Source organism: Streptomyces sp. YJ-C3 (genome assembly GCF_053891275.1).
The window spans coordinates 8,055,639-8,070,320 of sequence record NZ_CM132685.1 but is presented as its reverse complement, the minus strand read 5'-3'; the positions used below and the strand labels follow the sequence as shown (position 1 = coordinate 8,070,320).

Sequence of the window (14,682 nt, the reverse complement as noted above, 5' to 3'; positions counted from 1 at the left end):
CACTCTCCGGGGCCGGACCCGTGCGCCGGAGCATGCGCCGTGTGGGGCACAATTCCCTTTCATCGCAAGGAAGTTCACGGGCGGGACAGAGGCTGAGGGCGGGGGCGTCGCGGTGGCGGTGCAGGAAGCGCGGCAGGGGCAGGGCACGCACGGGGGCGGGTGCACGTGCGGCGACTGCCCGCACGGGGCGCGCGCGGGGCACCGCAAGGCTGTGGCCGAATTCCTCGCGAAGCGCGACGAGTTGGCGTCCGGCGGCGGTCTGCCGCCCGCTGTCGCGCACTCGGCCGGGGCCTCCCGGCAGTGGATCTCCGACGAACTGACCCAGTCCGCCAGGGCGGTCGCCGACCGGGGCCGCGAGGAGGGTGCCGTCTGGCTCGCCGGGCTGTGGCCGCGCACCCTGTACGTGGTGTGGGGCGGCGTCGGGGTGCTGCTGCTCGTCCAGGCGCTCACCGCGATCGGCGCGGGCTGGAGCGCCGCGCGCACGGCGGGTCTCGTCGCCGCGGTCGTGGCCGGCGGGCTGCTGAGCGGCGCCGCGTCCGTGCACCGGACCCGCGGCGGTGTTCTCGCGCCGGTGATCGGCGAGGACAACCGGCTGTCGACGTCGCGCGCGGTGGCGGGCTCCGTGGTGCTGTTCGCGGTCTACTCGGTACTGGTGCTGGCCGGTGAGCTGGCCTCGGCGTCCGGCCCGGCGGCCCGCGACGACCTCATCGAGGGGCTCGAACTCGCTCGTGGCGCGGGCCTGCTGACCGTGCTGGCCGTGGTGTGCGCGGTCGCGGTGCTGGTGCGCCGGGTCATCGGGGTGCGGGTGCTCGCCCAGCGCCTGCAGAAGGTGCGCGCCGCCCGCCCCCGCGCCGCCGACCTGCTCACCGACGACTCCGGGCGCGGCAGTTTCACCGACATCCAGTACGTCGCCGTGTGCGCGGCCGCGCTCGTGTGGGCCGCGGCCCGCCTCGCCCGCCGCCCCGACCAGCTGCCCGACCTGCCGTGGGGCCTCGCCGTCCTGGTGGCGGTGTCGGCGGCGACGTACCTGTGCGGCAAGTACGCGGAGGGCGGCCGCCCGGTCGTCCTCTCCGTCGTGCGGGCCCGCGAGCCCGGTGACCTGGACGCGCCGATCCGCACCGGCGACGACATCGAGATCCGCGGTGCCGGGTTCGTGCCGCCGGGCGCGGGCACCGCCGACCAGCTGGCCCGGGTCGCCGTGCGCATCGGCGCCGTGCACGTCCATGTGCCGCTCGTGCCCGTCCCCGGCGGCTTCACCAACCCCACGGACGCGCTGCTGACGGTGCCGGTCCCGGTGGACGTCGAGCCCGGCCGGGTCGATGTGCAGGTGATCACCGCGACCGGCGTCGAGACGAACAGCTGCGCCATCGACGTCATGGACTGAAACCGGCTGATCGGCCGCGGAACTGAGCCGGGGCGCCGTCTCGTACGTATGGTCGGGTAAAGGGCACCAGGCGCGAGAGGCGGCGGATCAGCTATGGCGCACGGGATGAGATCGGATCTGCACACCAGTTACGTCCGGGGAGGCGGGGGCTGGCGCGAGACCGCGCAGCGTTACGCCCTCGTCCCGCTGCGTGTCTTCCTCGGTGTCACCTTCATCTACGCGGCGTTCGACAAGCTCACCGACAGCGCGTTCTTCAAGGCGAGCGGGGCCGGGTCCATCGGGGACCAGATGCGCGGGGTGCGCGACATCTCCGCGATCCCGGGGCTCGTCGATCTCGCCCTGAAGTCGCCGACGGGCTTCGGCTACGCGATTGCCTTCGGCGAGCTGGCGGTCGGGATCGGGACGCTGCTCGGGCTTCTGGCGCGTATTGCGGCGGTCGGGGGTGCGCTGATCTCGCTGAGCCTGTGGCTGACGGTGAGCTGGGCGACCGAGCCGTATTACCTGGGCAACGATCTGGCCTACCTGATGGCGTGGCTGCCGTTGGTTCTGGCCGGGGCGGCGGTGTGGTCCGTGGACGCGTGGTGGCGGGGCCGGAAACTGGACTGACCCGGGGGCGGTCGCGCCTTCTCGTCTGCCGGGTTGGTGGTGCGTTGGCGGGTGCGGGTTCGGTGGGGCTTCTCGCGCAGTTCCCCGCGCCCCTGAGAGGCCTGCCTGCGGCGGCCTCGTGCCTTCTCGTCTGCCGGGTTGGTGGTGCGTTGGCGGGTGCGGGTTCGGTGGGGCTTCTCGCGCAGTTCCCCGCGCCCCTGAGATGCGCACTGCGTGCGCCATCTCAGGGGCGCGTCTCGTAGGGGGAGGCGCGGCGAAGCCGCAGCCTCCAGGGGTGCGGGGAACTGCGCGAGGAGCCCCACCGGCTCGCAGGCGCCAGATCTGCGCTGCTCGGCAGATGCGTGGGCGCGGCCGGCGACGGGGAGGGTCAGCCGGTTCGGCCCCGTCGTAGGCGGACCGCCCGGGTCACTGTTCCCACCGCCCCCGCCAGCCCCAGCCCCCCGCACACCAGCGGGACCACGATGAACCACGGCGTGTCCCACACACCCCCCGCGTCGCCGAAGTACACGACGGCCGTCACGATGAGCGCCAGGCCCGCGATCAGCCGCCCGGGATGGAAGTCATGCCGCACGGGACACCTCCGCCTGTCCGAGACCGACCTCGAGATTCAGCTCCAGCACACCGCCGGAGGCCTTCGTGCCGGCCGGCGGTTCGAGCGTGACCGTCTTCTCGATGTCGGGCTGCACGTCCACGTCGTCCGACGCGTCGCCGGGCAGCCGGACGTCCCCGACGCCGACCTCGATGCGCAGTTTCACCGTGTCGTTCTTCGGTAGCACGACCTTCGCCCGCCCCGCCCCGACCTCCACGTGTGTGGCCAGCGTCTCGCCCGCGGCCACGTCCACCTTCGACAGGTCCAGCGTGCCCACCCCCGAGCCCAGTTCGTAGTGCGGCCGCACGTCCGCCGCGCTCGCCGGGGTCCAGTCCGTGCGGACCCACTCGGTGCTGATGTTCGACGGCAGCGCGGCCGACGCGGCGAGCAGGCCCGCTGTGATCACGGCGAGGACGATCGAGCCCGCCCCGGTCCGCCCGCGGAACGCGCTGATCGCGATGCCGAGACCGAAGACGCCGAGCGCGCAGGCGAGCCCGGTCTGCAGGCTGGCGCTGAACGTGCGGGACTCCCAGGACGCGCCGGTGCCGATGGCGCCCGCGACGAGCGCCGCCAGGAACGTGAGGGCGCCGATGCCCCGGGGCCCGGGCGGCCGCGGCGGCGCGGCGGGCCGCCGTCCGGCCGCGGTGCGGTGCGCCCCGGCCCGTTCCGCCGCGAGGTCCTCGCTGCCGGCCGGGCCCCAGAAGTAGCCGGTGCCGCCGACGTACGTGCCGTCCTTGACGATCGGGTCGCGCCACCAGGACGGGGCCGGGGACACCGGCGGCGCCTGCGCCTCCGGCGGGGCGTCGGCCACGGCCTGCGCGGCGACGGGGTCGGGGTCGGCGGTGCGGCGCTGCTGCGACCAGTAGCCGGCGCCCGCGAGCAGCAGCGCGAGGACGGCGGCGAAGGTGAGCGCCCCGCCGTTGTTCAGCATCGACAGGAAGACGCCGCAGCCGACCAGCGCGGTGACGATGGCGGCGAGCCCCGGCCCGTCGACCCGCCCGGTGAGCAGCTTGCGGAACTCGTTCTCGTCCTCGTCGTCGTACGGGACGAAGAGCCAGGCGAAGCCGTAGAAGATCAGGCCGACGCCGCCGGTCACGGCGAGTACCGCCAGGCCGATCCGGAAGATCACCGGGTCCATGTCGCAGTGCCGGCCCAGGCCCGCGCACACGCCGCCCAGCGTCTTGTGCCGCCGGTCCCTGCGGAAGCGGCGCAGCGGGGCGGGCGGTTCCTTCTCGGCGGTGGGCACCGCGTCGTGAGGCTGCTCGGTCATACGTCCATGGTGACGGGCCCGCGCCCCCGGCGGCAGTCGGGACGACCCTGGCCGGACCCTGAGATCGTCCCTGACACCCGTCCCCGTACCGGCCCGGAGATCAGGGGCGTATCCGGGGCCGACCCTGATGCCCGGACCTGGTCCGCCGTGTGACGATCGGTGGCATGCCGGAAGCAGCGACCGTCCCTCTCAGCGAAGACGCGCGAGACCCGCGGCCGCCGCGCAAGCTCTACCGCAGCAGCGACGGACGCTGGCTGGGCGGGGTCGCGCGGGGGCTCGCCGGGCATCTCGGCCTGCCGGTGATCTGGGTGCGGCTGGTCTTCGTGGGCCTGTTCATGGCCGACGGGCTCGGGGCGCTGCTCTACGCGGCGTTCTGGTTCTTCGTGCCGCTGGGCGTCGGCGGCGTCGGCACCGACCGGCCGTCCGTCCTCGCCACCGAGACGTCCTCCGACGGGCGCCGCAGGCTGGTCGCGCGCCGCCCCGACAAGGGGCAGATCCTCGCGCTGCTGCTGATGGTCGTCGTCGCGATGATCTTCGTGCAGAACGTGAACCTCACCGGCAACACCAAGGCGTACCTGATCCCCACGGTCCTGGTCGGCGCGGGCGTCGCCCTCGTGTGGCGCCAGGCCGACAACGCGCGCCGGGCCCGCTGGGCCGAGGTCGGCCGCCGCAAGCGCACCCTGAGCCTGGCCCGCTCCGCCGCGGGCGTCGTGCTCGTCGGCGCGGGCGTCACCGGCATCTTCGTCACGCAGGGCGCCACCGAGCACCTCGGCTCGATCCTCCAGGCGGCGCTGGCGGTCCTGGTCGGCATCGCGCTGCTGTCCGGCCCCTACCTGATCCGGATGACGCAGGACCTGTCCGAGGAACGCCTGATGCGCATCCGCGCCCAGGAGCGCGCCGAGGTCGCCGCCCACGTCCACGACTCGGTCCTGCACACCCTCACCCTGATCCAGCGCAACGCCGACAGCCCCGCGGAGGTGCGCCGCCTGGCCCGCGCCCAGGAACGCGACCTGCGCGCCTGGCTCTACAAGCCGGCCGCCGCCGAGAACCCGCAGGAGCCCGAGACGGTCGCCGAGGCGGTCAAGCGCAACGCGGCCGAGGTCGAGGACAAGCACGGCGTCCCCCTGGAGGTCGTGGTCGTCGGCGACTGCCCGCTCGACGACGGCCTGAGCGCACAGATGCAGGCCGCGAGGGAAGCGATGGTGAACGCCGCCAAGTACGGTGGCGAGGGCGGCGCGGTCCAGGTCTTCGCGGAGGTCGAGGGGGACGAGGTGTTCGTGTCCGTACGGGACCGGGGCCCCGGCTTCGATCTCGACGCGATCCCCGCGGACCGCATGGGCGTAAGAGAATCGATCATCGGCCGGATGGAGCGCAACGGCGGGACGGCCCGGCTGCGGGCGGTCCCGGACGGCGGCACCGAGGTCGAACTGACCATGAAGAGGGCGGAGAAGACGTCATGACGGAACCGATCGAGGAAACCGGTCCGGGCCGGCACGTCCGCGTGGTCCTGGTCGACGACCACCGGATGTTCCGCACGGGCGTCCAGGCGGAGATCGGCCGCACCGACGAGACGGGGGTCGAGGTCGTCGGCGAGGCGGCCGACGTCGACCAGGCCGTCACCGTCATCACGGCGACCCGCCCGGAGGTCGTCCTGCTGGACGTCCACCTTCCGGGCGGCGGCGGGGTCGAAGTCCTGCGCCGCAGCGCCCAGATGATGGCCGACGCGGAGAACCCGGTCCGCTTCCTCGCCCTGTCCGTCTCGGACGCGGCGGAGGACGTCATCGGCGTGATCAGGGGAGGCGCGCGCGGCTACGTCACCAAGACGATCACCGGCACGGACCTCGTGAACTCCATCTTCCGTGTCCAGGAGGGCGACGCGGTGTTCTCGCCGCGCCTCGCCGGTTTCGTCCTCGACGCCTTCGCCTCGACGGACGCGCCGCCGGTCGACGAGGACCTGGACCGCCTCACGCAGCGCGAGCGGGAGGTGCTCCGCCTGATCGCCCGCGGTTACGCCTACAAGGAGATCGCGAAGCAGCTCTTCATCTCCGTGAAGACGGTCGAGTCGCACGTCTCGGCGGTCCTGCGGAAGCTCCAGCTGTCGAACCGGCACGAGCTGACGCGGTGGGCGACCGCGCGACGCCTGGTCTGACGGTGAAGGAGTGGGCGGACGACGAGTACTGCCTCTTCATCAACGGAGGGGAGGGGGCGGACCTCTGGGCCCTGCTCGCCGACTGGTCCGACACGGAGGACGAGGAGGAGTGGAGGACGCACATCCCCCGTTTCACCCGCCTCATCAGCTGCTGGCAGCGCCTCGGCTTCATCAAGGTGTTCCAGTCCGACGAGTGGCCCGCTGACCACACCAGCGAAGAGGTGACGGGCAAGGACCTGGACGCTCTCCTCGCCGACCCCACCAGCTGGGAGTACGAGGATCCGGTCCGCTGGACCTGTGTGGCCTCCGGCGACCGGTACATCCACGAGCTGGAAGAAGGCATGTGCGGGCACAGCTCCCACTAGGTGCCGGTCGTCGAAGGGCCCTGGTCCAGGCGGAGTTCGCACCACACCGTCTTGCCGGGCCCGCACGGACGCGGCTCCGAGCCCCAGGTGTCCGCCAGCGCCTCGACGAGCGCGAGGCCCCTCCCCGACTCGGCTCCGGGGGCGGGCGCTTGGGGCAGCGGCGCCGGGGGAGTCCCGTCGGCGTCCGTCACGATGAGGCGCAGCCGGCCGCCCTCCCGGTCCAGTACCGCCCGCGCCCGGATCTCCCGCCCCGGCACCTTCGCGTGCCGGTACGCGTTCGTCGCCAGCTCGCTCAGCAGCAGCTCGGCGGCATCCTTGATGTCTTCGGGCAGCGCCCAGGACGCGGCCTGTTCCCGGAAGAGCTTCCGTACGCGCCCGACACTGCGGGCGTGACGCGGCAGGCGCCATTCGATGTCCTGGGGGAGGGCCGTCGTGGGGCGGCCTGTCGTCTGCATGCCCCTACCGTTCCGGTCGCCGAGTAGCCTCAGGAGTAACGGCGCGGGTACAACGGGTAGTTGTACCCGTCGTGGCCCCCGGTGGAGGATGCGTGCCGATGTCGAATGATGCGAATCTCGCATGGCGCTACTGCGGCAGTCAGATCAAGCTGTGGCGCACCGAGGCCGGTGTGGCGCGCGAGGCCCTGGCCAGGGAGGCCGGGTACGGCTGTGAGTACGTCAAGTCCATGGAGAACGGCCGCCGCAAGCCCACTCTGCGACTGCTCCAGGTCGCGGACCAGTTGTGCGGAGCCGGCGGGAAGATCGTCGCCGCGCAGGAGTACCTGAAACCGGAGCCGCATCCGCAGCGCTCGCAGGAGTACATGGCGCTGGAGAAGGACGCCATCGCCGTCAGCTTCTACCAGCCTCTGCTCATTCCTGGGCTGCTGCAGGCGAGGGAGTACGCGAAGGCGCTGATCGGCGCCAGCTCCCCACCGCTGGATGACGAGACGGTCGAGGAGCGCGTCACTGGACGCCTCAGGCGGCAGGAGGCGCTGGCTGCGCGTACGGGCGTCATGTTCAGCTTCGTGGTGTTCGAGGCGGCGCTGCGAACGGCGGTGGGCGGATGTGACGTCATGAGGCAACAGCTTCAGCATCTCCTGAAAGTCGGGGAGTTGCGGAACGTCTCGATTCAGGTGCTGCCGTTCGGGAGGGCGTACGGTGTCGCGCTCAACGGGGCCATCGCGCTGCTGGAGACGGTCGACCATGAGCACTACGCGTACGTGGAAGGCCCGGAGACGAGCACGCTGTACGCCGGTGCGGACAAGGTCAGTTCGCTCACCCGTGCCCATGGCATGATCCGGATGCACGCTCTGAGCCCCGAGGATTCGGCCGAGTTCATCAGAAAGGTGGCGGAGGCCCCGTGAGCGCCCGTCTGACGTGGATCAAGTCCAGCTACAGCGACAGTCAGGGCGGAGAGTGCCTCGAAGTCGCTCTCGACGTCGCCTGCGCAGAAGCTGCCCCCCGAGCCATCCACATCCGCGACTCGAAGCTAGGCCCCCAGGGCCCGACGTTCACCGCGGCCGCACCCGCCTGGACGGCGTTCATCGCGCACGCCCGCACCACCTGAGCTTCGAGCCACAAGAGCCGAGCCGCGCTTTCAAGGAATGGGTGGTGGGGTCTTGACCCACCCTCCCGCCCTCCCTTGCGTGGCGGTCCAACTGCCGCCGCTGCCAGTGGAGATGACTTTTCGTGACCGGCTTGCGACGGAGGGTCGTGACCCTCTAGGTTCGCGACAACAAACAACCCCGGTCGGGTGCTACCAACACCCGCCGGGGTCTGACCTCCAAGATCGAATCGAGCGATCTCGTGGCTACTGCCGACCTTAGCCCCGCCCTGCCGTCCCCCGCACATCCCATGGCCAACCCGGGATACGGGAAACGCCGCACCCCGGACCAGGACCCCCTCCGCCGGGACTCCTTCGCTCACCTCCCGCTCCGCGCCCGCTACTTGGCCGGGTTCATCGACGCGCTGCCCGAGAACGCCGCGATGGACGCCAAGACCCTCGCGAAGGCCCAGCCCCTCTACGGTCAGATGGCGGTCCGCTCGGCGCTCAACGAACTCTCCGCCGCCGGACACCTGCGCCGCGTACGCCGCCGCGCGGACGCGGGGCCGGACGGGGTGACCCGGTGGGTGTTCCGCACGTACTGGTCGCGTACCGCACGGAGCAACGAGTGGTGGACGCGCCATCTCGACGGTGACGTACCCGACGCGGACCCCGAACCCCCGGCCGCCCCCGAGGCGCCGCCCGCCCGCTCCGACGCGTACCGCACACTCGCCCGGCTCGGCCTCCGTGAGCCGCGCCTGGTCCTCTCCGCCGCGGACTGCGCCGCCCTCGAAGGGCTCGCCGCCACCTGGCTCGCCCGGGACCCGGACCCGTACCTGCTCACCCGGGCGCTGACGGCAGGGCTGCCGGACGTGGTCCAGTCGCCGCGCGCGTTCGTCGCCCACCGGCTGCGCGACAAGCTGCCCCCGGAACGCGCCGTGCGGTCCGTACCGGACGCGCCTCCCGTCACCCGGGCCCGCAACCTCGTCGAGTGCACGGACTGCGGCGTGCCCGGCCGCCCGGAGGCGGTCCCGGACGGCCTGTGCCGGTCCTGCCGTCCGCGGCGGGCGGCAGGGGCACGGAATATGAGTGGAGCCGCGAACGGGTTCGTGGCTCCATGGGGTCCATGACTCTGCTGTCGACCGACCGCCTGCTCGCCTTCGCGGCGATGTCCTTCCTCCTCATCGTGATCCCGGGACCCAGCGTCCTGTTCGTCGTCGGCCGCGCCCTCGCCCAGGGGCGGCGCGCGGCGCTCACGACCGTCGCGGGCAACACCCTCGGGGCGTACGTCCTCGTCGTCGCCGTGGCGCTCGGCGTCGGGACGATCGTGGAGCGCTCGATCGTCGTCTTCACCACGCTGAAGCTGGTGGGTGCCGCGTACCTGATCCACCTGGGGATCAAGGCGATACGTCAACGGGGCTCGCTGCGCGCCGCGTTCGAGGCCGAGGACGACACCCGGCACACCGGAACCCTGCGCACCCTCGGGGAAGGATTCGCCGTCGGGGTCGCCAACCCCAAGACGATCGTCTTCTTCGCGGCGGTCCTGCCCCAGTTCGTCGACCGCGAGGCCGGGCACGCCACGCTGCAGATGCTGCTGCTGGGGCTGGTCTTCAACGCCATCGCGATCACCTCGGACAGCCTGTGGGGCCTGGTGGCGTCGACGGCCCGGTCCTGGTTCGCGCGCTCGCCGCGACGGCTCGCGATGGTCGGCGGGACGGGCGGCCTCGCGATGGTGGGGCTCGGCGTCACGGTGGCCGTCACGGGCCGGAAGGACTGACGTGGCCGCGCCCGAGGACGTGGAGCCGCTCGCCGGGGGCCTGGCCAACGCGGGGGCCGTGTACCGGCGGGGCCAGGTCGTGGACCGCCCGGCGCCCCCGCACGCGGACGCGCTGCACGCCCACCTCGCCGCGCTGCGGCGCCGGGGCTTCGACGGGGCGCCGCTCCCCGTGGGCCGCGGCGCGGACGGGCGGCGCGAGCAACTCACGTACGTACCAGGGGATGTCGCGCTGCCGCCCTTCCCGGCCTGGGCGATGACCGACGACGCGCTGCGGTCGGTCGGCGTGCTGCTGCGCCGGATGCACGACGCGGCGACGGAGATCCCCGCGGACGCCGACTGGTCCCGCGACTTCGCCGACCCGGCGGGCGGACCCGTCCTCTGCCACAACGACGTCTGCCCCGAGAACGTCGTCTTCCGGGACGGCCACGCGGTCGCCCTCATCGACTTCGACGCGGCGGCGCCCGGCCGCCCGGTCTGGGACGTCGCCATGACGGCCCGCTACTGGATCCCGATGCGCGACCCGCTCTCGGCCGCCGGGACCTACCCGGAAGGCCTCGACGTGGCGGCACGCCTGACCGTCCTCGCCGACGCCTACGGCCTCCCGGCCGCCGACCGCGCCGCCCTCCCCACCGTCATCGAACAGGCCACCACGGTCTGCCGCGCCTTCGTCGCCCGCCGGGTGACGGCCGGCGACCCGGCCTTCACCGCCGCACTGGCACAGCGCGGCGGCTGGTCCGGCTGGGATCGGCTGCAGGAGTGGCAGGCAAGCAGACGCGGGGAGTTCGAGGCGGCGCTGACGCGGTGAGCGCGCGCCCGGTGACGGCTCCGGACCGATAGGCCAAATGGGCGTTATGTCCGTTACGCTCCATCTGTATGTCTGTGAGGCCCGAGACCAGCACCCCGCCCACCCCTCCCTGGCTGACGCAGGCCCTGCCGCGATTGCGGGGGCTCGAACCGACCCGGAGTTACGGGTACGGCGGTGAGCTGCTGCACGATGACGGGCGGGCCGACATGGAGGCCTACGGGGCGCGCGTCGCCGATCTCGCGATCCGGCTCGGGGAGGCGCTGTTGTCGTACGGTGCCTCCGCCGAGGAGGCGGTCGCCGGGATGCTGGTCACCGCCGAGACGTACGGACTCAGCTACTGCGAGCCGAGCGTCACCCTCGCCTCCGTGTCGCTGTCCGGGTACGCGCCCGGCGAGCTCACGCCGCTGCACGCGAGCCGCGTCATCCGCAAGCACGCGACCGACTTCCGGACCCTCAGCCGTATCCACAGCCTTGTGGACGGCATCAGCGCGCGGCAGCTCTCCCTGGAGGAGGCGCGGGCGCGGACCGCGCGGATCCTCGACGCGCCCGCGGAGCGCGGGCGGTGGGCGCGGTGGCGGGTGCCGGTGCAGACCGGTGCCGTGGCCGCAGGCGCCGCCGTCGTCTTCGGCGGCGGGCCGCTCACCTCGCTGTGCTCGTTCGTGGCCGGGCTGCTCGGCGCGCAGCTGTGCGGGTGGCTGGCGCGGCACGGGGTGCCCGCGTTCTACCGGTACGCCGTCGCGTCGATGCCGGCCGCCGCGCTCGCGCTGGCCGTCAGCGGGAGCGCGCCGCCGTTCGCCGTGCAGGCCATCGTGGTGGCGGGGGTGCTCGGGCTGCTGCCCACCGTGACGTTCGTGAGCGCCGTGCAGGACGCGCTGACCGGGCACTATCTGACCGCGCTGGGGCGGCTCTCCGACGCGCTGCTCGTGTTCGCCGCGGTCGTCACGGGGGTCGTGGTGGTGCTCGGGGTGGGCGATCTGCTGGGGTTCGGGGTGCCGATCGTGCCGTCCGCCGCGCGGGTCGATTACCTCGGATCGCCCGCCGCGGGCGCCGTCGTGTTCGCGGTGGCCGTGGCGGCGCGGGCCCGTACGCCGCGCCGCGACTGGCTGCCCGCGGCGGCGCTCGGGCTCGGCGCGTTCGTGGTGGCGGTCGAGTTCCGGGCGCTGGGATTCTCGTCGCTGGTCGGTACGGCGCTGGTGGCGGCCGTGGTCGGCGGTGCCGGGCACTGGGTGGCCCGGCGCCGCCGCGAGTCGGCGCTGCCGCTCGTCGTCCCCGGGATCGCCCCGCTGCTGCCGGGCGGGGCGCTCTACGTCGCCCTCAGCGCGCTGGCCTCCGGGCGGACGACCCTGGGGGTCGGGGGGCTGGTCAATGTCGCCGCGGTGACACTGGCGTTGGCGGTGGGGGTGGGGCTTTCGGGGGAGGTCGGCCAGCTGGTGCGGAGGGTTCGTGGGGGTGCGCCTGGGCGGGGGTGAGGGTCTGTGCGGGGTCCTGTGAACCGTGGCCCGGCGATCGGGCTGAGGCCTCGGGGCTCTGCCCCGGACCCCGCTCCTCAATCGCCGGAGGGGCTTGATTCGGGCCAGCCCGCCCAGGCCGACGCCACCATCTCCCGCACGTCCCGCTTCGCGGTCCAGCCCAGCTCCGTCGCGATCCGGTCCGCCGACGCCACGACCCGCGCCGGGTCGCCGGGGCGGCGCGGGGTGACCTCGGGGGCCAGGGCGTGGCCCGTCTCCTCGTTGATGAGGTCGATCATCTCGCGGACCGAGACGCCGACGCCGCGGCCGATGTTGAGGGTCAGGCCGGTGCCGGGTGCCGCGCCGGCCAGGCGGTGCGCCGCCGCGACGTGGGCCTCGGCCAGATCGGCGACGTGGATGTAGTCGCGGACGCAGGTGCCGTCCGGGGTGGGGTAGTCGTCGCCGAAGACACAAGGCGCCTCGCCCGCGGTCAGCTTCTCGAAGACCATCGGGACGAGGTTGAAGACGCCGGTGTCGGCGAGTTCGGGGGAGGCCGCCCCGGCCACGTTGAAGTAGCGCAGGGACGCCGTCGCCAGGCCCGTGGCGCGGCCCGTCGCCCGGACCAGCCACTCGCCCGCCAGCTTCGTCTCGCCGTAGGGGGACATGGGCACGCACGGGGTGTCCTCGGTGACCAGCTCCACGTCCGGCATGCCGTACACCGCGGCCGACGACGAGAACACGAAGGAGCGCACACCGGCCGCCGTCACCGCCTCCAGCAGGACCCGCAGGCCCTCGACGTTCTCGCGGTAGTAGTGCAGCGGCCGCTCCACCGACTCGCCGACCTGCTTCTTCGCCGCCAGATGGATGACGCCGGTGACCGCGTGCCCGGCGAGCGTGCGGTCCAGCGCGGCGCGGTCCAGCGTCGAGGCGGTCACCAGCGGCACATCGGACGGGACCCGCTCGGCCACGCCCGTGGACAGGTCGTCGTAGACGACGGCGCTCTCGCCCGCCGCGCGCAGCGCGTGCACCACGTGCGCGCCGATGTAGCCGGCCCCGCCGGTGATCAGCCAGGTCATGTCGGTGAGGTCCCCTCGTCGTCGAAAGCGGTGAACGTGCACCCCCGGAGCCCGCGGCCCGGAAGTCAGTGAAGCAGCCGGGCCGCCCGGCGCCGCACCACCGACGCCACCCCGCGCAGCCCCGGCGCCGTGCGCAGCGCGAGGGCGCCGGAGTGGGTGGCGTACGGCTGGGCGAGCAGCACCCCGTGGCGGCGGCTCGGCACCACGGCACGGCGCAGCAGGCGGCGGCCGCGGACGGCGTGCGCCGTGGCGTCCCGGTGGCTGCCGTCCGCGAAGTGCAGCCGGAGCCGGATGTCGCAGGTGCCGGGGCGGCCGAGCGCGGACAGGTCGAGCCGGACCGCCGCCACCCACATCTCGTCCTCGGACAGCGCCGTGAAGGCCGCCGTGCGGCGCTGCAGGACCGTGCCGCGCCGCCGGTCGACCAGCTCCACGTCGACCGTGCGCGGCCCCGCGTCCGCGACCCGCCCGTACAGCTCGTGCAGCAGGAGCCGGAGCCGGGTGCCGCGGGCGCTCGGCCGCAGCTCGCCGTCGACGGCCAGCGGCAGCAGGCTCATCGGGCGGTGCAGCAGATGCTCCAGGGTGACCTGGGGCAGGTCCGACGACCAGACGGGCGTGCCGTCGGCGGCACGCGCGTACGGCGGGAGCAGCCGCGCCGGACGGGAGGCGACCTCCTTGACGCGGGGCAGGTCGCGGGGTGTCGGAGAGGCGAGGACGACACGGCCGACGACGCGGCCCGGGGCCGGCGCCGCCTCGAAGTCGGCGGTGTCGAAGGACTCCAGATGGGCGCGGGTCCGGGTCCACCACTCGGCGCGGTACTCGGGCCCGCGCAGATCGAGTTCGCGCGCGTACATCCGCAAGGAATGGTCGAGGAAGGCGGAGCGCGCCGCCCGGGCGAGACGCTTCTGCGAGGCGCCGAGGAGGATGTCGACGGCCTGGCGGTGGGCGTCGAGGCGGGCCTGCCAGTTGTCGATGCCGGACCGGTCAAGGGAGAGCGAGAGCCTCTCGGCGGCGCGGCGCACGTGCCACACGTAGACCCGGTCGGGGACCAGCGCCATGCGCGGGGCCGCGGCGAGCACGCGCGCCGTGAACACGAAGTCCTCGTAGACGAACCGGCCGTCCGGGAAACGGATCGCGTGCGCGCGCAGGAAATCCGTGCGGTACAGCTTGTTGACGCAGAGCGTGTCGTGGACGAGGCGCGGGCGCCGGGTCGGATGGACGACCACGGACGGCTTCGCGTAGAGCTCCGGCTGCCAGGGCGTCTCGTGCCCGGACGGGATCTCGCGCCGGACGCACAGCCCGGCGGCGACCTGCGCGTCGTGCGTCACGGCCGCGCCGAGCAGCGCGTCCACCGCGCCCGGCGGCAGCACGTCGTCGCTGTCGAGGAACATCACGTACGAGGAGGAGGCGCGGGCGATCCCGTCGTTGCGGGGCGTGCCGCAGCCGCCGCTGTTGACCTCGCGGTGCACCACGGTCAGCCGCGGCTCGTGGGCGGCGAGCGAGTCGAGCAGGGCGCCGCTGCCGTCCGTGGAGCAGTCGTCGACCGCGATCACCTCGCGCACCGCCGGCCCCTGCGCGAGAGCGGAGCGCACCGCGTCGGAGACATGGGCGGCGTCGTCGTAACCGATGACGACCACCGAGACGGTGGGGGCCGGGGAGTGCGGGACGTTCACAGGG

At 73.4% G+C, this 14,682-nt stretch carries 16 protein-coding genes; 11 read left to right on the top strand and 5 right to left on the bottom strand.

Annotated features, from left to right (window positions below; translation table 11 throughout):
- The first annotated feature begins 112 nt into the window (after nt 1-112).
- Nucleotides 113-1,384 (top strand): hypothetical protein, encoded by a 1,272-nt coding sequence (locus tag ACVHNB_RS36395; RefSeq protein ID WP_428954301.1) that lies wholly within the window; start codon nt 113-115, stop codon nt 1,382-1,384.
- Nucleotides 1,385-1,477: 93 nt separating this feature from the next.
- The gene (locus tag ACVHNB_RS36390) at nt 1,478-1,990 is read left to right on the top strand and encodes a DoxX family protein (RefSeq protein WP_428954302.1); all 513 of its coding nucleotides are present in this window, start codon (nt 1,478-1,480) and stop codon (nt 1,988-1,990) included.
- 367 nt (nt 1,991-2,357) lie between these two features.
- Here the strand turns inward: ACVHNB_RS36390 and ACVHNB_RS36385 are convergent, their stop codons facing one another.
- Both ACVHNB_RS36385 and ACVHNB_RS36380 read right to left on the bottom strand, forming a co-directional pair.
- On the bottom strand, nt 2,358-2,561 hold the full coding sequence (locus ACVHNB_RS36385) for a hypothetical protein (protein ID WP_428954303.1): 204 nt from the start codon (nt 2,559-2,561) through the stop codon (nt 2,358-2,360).
- Complete coding sequence (locus ACVHNB_RS36380) at nt 2,551-3,849, bottom strand: PspC domain-containing protein (RefSeq protein ID WP_456226811.1); 1,299 nt, start codon at nt 3,847-3,849, stop codon at nt 2,551-2,553. The genes ACVHNB_RS36385 and ACVHNB_RS36380 overlap by 11 nt, the downstream gene beginning before the upstream one ends.
- Nucleotides 3,850-4,013: 164 nt before the next feature.
- Here ACVHNB_RS36380 and ACVHNB_RS36375 point away from each other — a divergent pair, with 164 nt between their 5' ends.
- Genes ACVHNB_RS36375 through ACVHNB_RS36365 form a run of 3 tightly spaced genes read left to right on the top strand, consistent with a single transcriptional unit; the run spans nt 4,014 to nt 6,363 of the window.
- On the top strand, nt 4,014-5,309 hold the full coding sequence (locus tag ACVHNB_RS36375; protein ID WP_456226810.1) for an ATP-binding protein: 1,296 nt from the start codon (nt 4,014-4,016) through the stop codon (nt 5,307-5,309).
- The gene (locus tag ACVHNB_RS36370; RefSeq protein ID WP_428954306.1) at nt 5,306-5,998 is read left to right on the top strand and encodes a LuxR C-terminal-related transcriptional regulator; all 693 of its coding nucleotides are present in this window, start codon (nt 5,306-5,308) and stop codon (nt 5,996-5,998) included. The genes ACVHNB_RS36375 and ACVHNB_RS36370 overlap by 4 nt, the downstream gene beginning before the upstream one ends.
- The gene (locus ACVHNB_RS36365; protein ID WP_456226809.1) at nt 5,971-6,363 is read left to right on the top strand and encodes a hypothetical protein; all 393 of its coding nucleotides are present in this window, start codon (nt 5,971-5,973) and stop codon (nt 6,361-6,363) included. The genes ACVHNB_RS36370 and ACVHNB_RS36365 overlap by 28 nt, the downstream gene beginning before the upstream one ends.
- Here the strand turns inward: ACVHNB_RS36365 and ACVHNB_RS36360 are convergent.
- Nucleotides 6,360-6,818 carry an ATP-binding protein gene (locus tag ACVHNB_RS36360; RefSeq protein WP_456226808.1) on the bottom strand — a complete coding sequence of 153 codons (459 nt, stop codon included), beginning with the start codon at nt 6,816-6,818 and terminating at the stop codon, nt 6,360-6,362. The two genes, ACVHNB_RS36365 and ACVHNB_RS36360, sit on opposite strands and share 4 nt — an antisense overlap.
- A 98-nt stretch (nt 6,819-6,916) precedes the next feature.
- On the opposite strand from ACVHNB_RS36360, the gene ACVHNB_RS36355 reads away from it, so the two are divergent.
- The 6 genes from ACVHNB_RS36355 to ACVHNB_RS36330 all read left to right on the top strand — a co-directional run bounded on the left by ACVHNB_RS36355 (nt 6,917) and on the right by ACVHNB_RS36330 (nt 11,953).
- Nucleotides 6,917-7,723: a Scr1 family TA system antitoxin-like transcriptional regulator gene (locus ACVHNB_RS36355; RefSeq protein ID WP_428954309.1), complete on the top strand. Its 807-nt coding sequence runs from the start codon at nt 6,917-6,919 to the stop codon at nt 7,721-7,723.
- Nucleotides 7,720-7,926 carry a DUF397 domain-containing protein gene (locus ACVHNB_RS36350; protein ID WP_428954310.1) on the top strand — a complete coding sequence of 69 codons (207 nt, stop codon included), beginning with the start codon at nt 7,720-7,722 and terminating at the stop codon, nt 7,924-7,926. Before ACVHNB_RS36355 ends, ACVHNB_RS36350 begins: the two co-directional genes overlap by 4 nt.
- Nucleotides 7,927-8,213: 287 nt before the next feature.
- Nucleotides 8,214-9,032 (top strand): hypothetical protein, encoded by an 819-nt coding sequence (locus ACVHNB_RS36345; RefSeq protein ID WP_428954311.1) that lies wholly within the window; start codon nt 8,214-8,216, stop codon nt 9,030-9,032.
- A gap of 2 nt (nt 9,033-9,034) precedes the next feature.
- Complete coding sequence (locus ACVHNB_RS36340) at nt 9,035-9,679, top strand: LysE family translocator (protein WP_456228990.1); 645 nt, start codon at nt 9,035-9,037, stop codon at nt 9,677-9,679.
- Between the two features lies 1 nt (nt 9,680).
- Nucleotides 9,681-10,484 carry a phosphotransferase gene (locus ACVHNB_RS36335; protein WP_428954312.1) on the top strand — a complete coding sequence of 268 codons (804 nt, stop codon included), beginning with the start codon at nt 9,681-9,683 and terminating at the stop codon, nt 10,482-10,484.
- A gap of 68 nt (nt 10,485-10,552) precedes the next feature.
- Entirely contained in the window at nt 10,553-11,953 is a 1,401-nt protein-coding gene (locus tag ACVHNB_RS36330; RefSeq protein ID WP_456226807.1) for a threonine/serine ThrE exporter family protein, read from the top strand.
- Nucleotides 11,954-12,030: 77 nt separating this feature from the next.
- Here ACVHNB_RS36330 and galE read toward each other — a convergent pair whose 3' ends face one another.
- A complete protein-coding gene (gene galE / locus ACVHNB_RS36325) occupies nt 12,031-13,008 on the bottom strand; it encodes a UDP-glucose 4-epimerase GalE (RefSeq protein ID WP_428954314.1) in 978 nt (325 codons plus the stop codon).
- Between the two features lie 65 nt (nt 13,009-13,073).
- Nucleotides 13,074-14,678 carry a glycosyltransferase family 2 protein gene (locus tag ACVHNB_RS36320; protein WP_456226806.1) on the bottom strand — a complete coding sequence of 535 codons (1,605 nt, stop codon included), beginning with the start codon at nt 14,676-14,678 and terminating at the stop codon, nt 13,074-13,076.
- Nucleotides 14,679-14,682: the final 4 nt, after the last annotated feature.

Coding starts and splice junctions, on each gene's coding strand:
- ACVHNB_RS36370 (WP_428954306.1), top strand. CDS start 5,306: ATGACGGAACCGATCGAGGAAACCGGTCCGGGCCGGCACGTCCGCGTG.
- ACVHNB_RS36390 (WP_428954302.1), top strand. CDS start 1,478: ATGGCGCACGGGATGAGATCGGATCTGCACACCAGTTACGTCCGGGGA.
- ACVHNB_RS36355 (WP_428954309.1), top strand. CDS start 6,917: ATGTCGAATGATGCGAATCTCGCATGGCGCTACTGCGGCAGTCAGATC.
- ACVHNB_RS36330 (WP_456226807.1), top strand. CDS start 10,553: ATGTCTGTGAGGCCCGAGACCAGCACCCCGCCCACCCCTCCCTGGCTG.
- ACVHNB_RS36345 (WP_428954311.1), top strand. CDS start 8,214: ATGGCCAACCCGGGATACGGGAAACGCCGCACCCCGGACCAGGACCCC.
- galE (WP_428954314.1), bottom strand. CDS start 13,008: ATGACCTGGCTGATCACCGGCGGGGCCGGCTACATCGGCGCGCACGTG.
- ACVHNB_RS36380 (WP_456226811.1), bottom strand. CDS start 3,849: ATGACCGAGCAGCCTCACGACGCGGTGCCCACCGCCGAGAAGGAACCG.
- ACVHNB_RS36375 (WP_456226810.1), top strand. CDS start 4,014: ATGCCGGAAGCAGCGACCGTCCCTCTCAGCGAAGACGCGCGAGACCCG.
- ACVHNB_RS36360 (WP_456226808.1), bottom strand. CDS start 6,818: ATGCAGACGACAGGCCGCCCCACGACGGCCCTCCCCCAGGACATCGAA.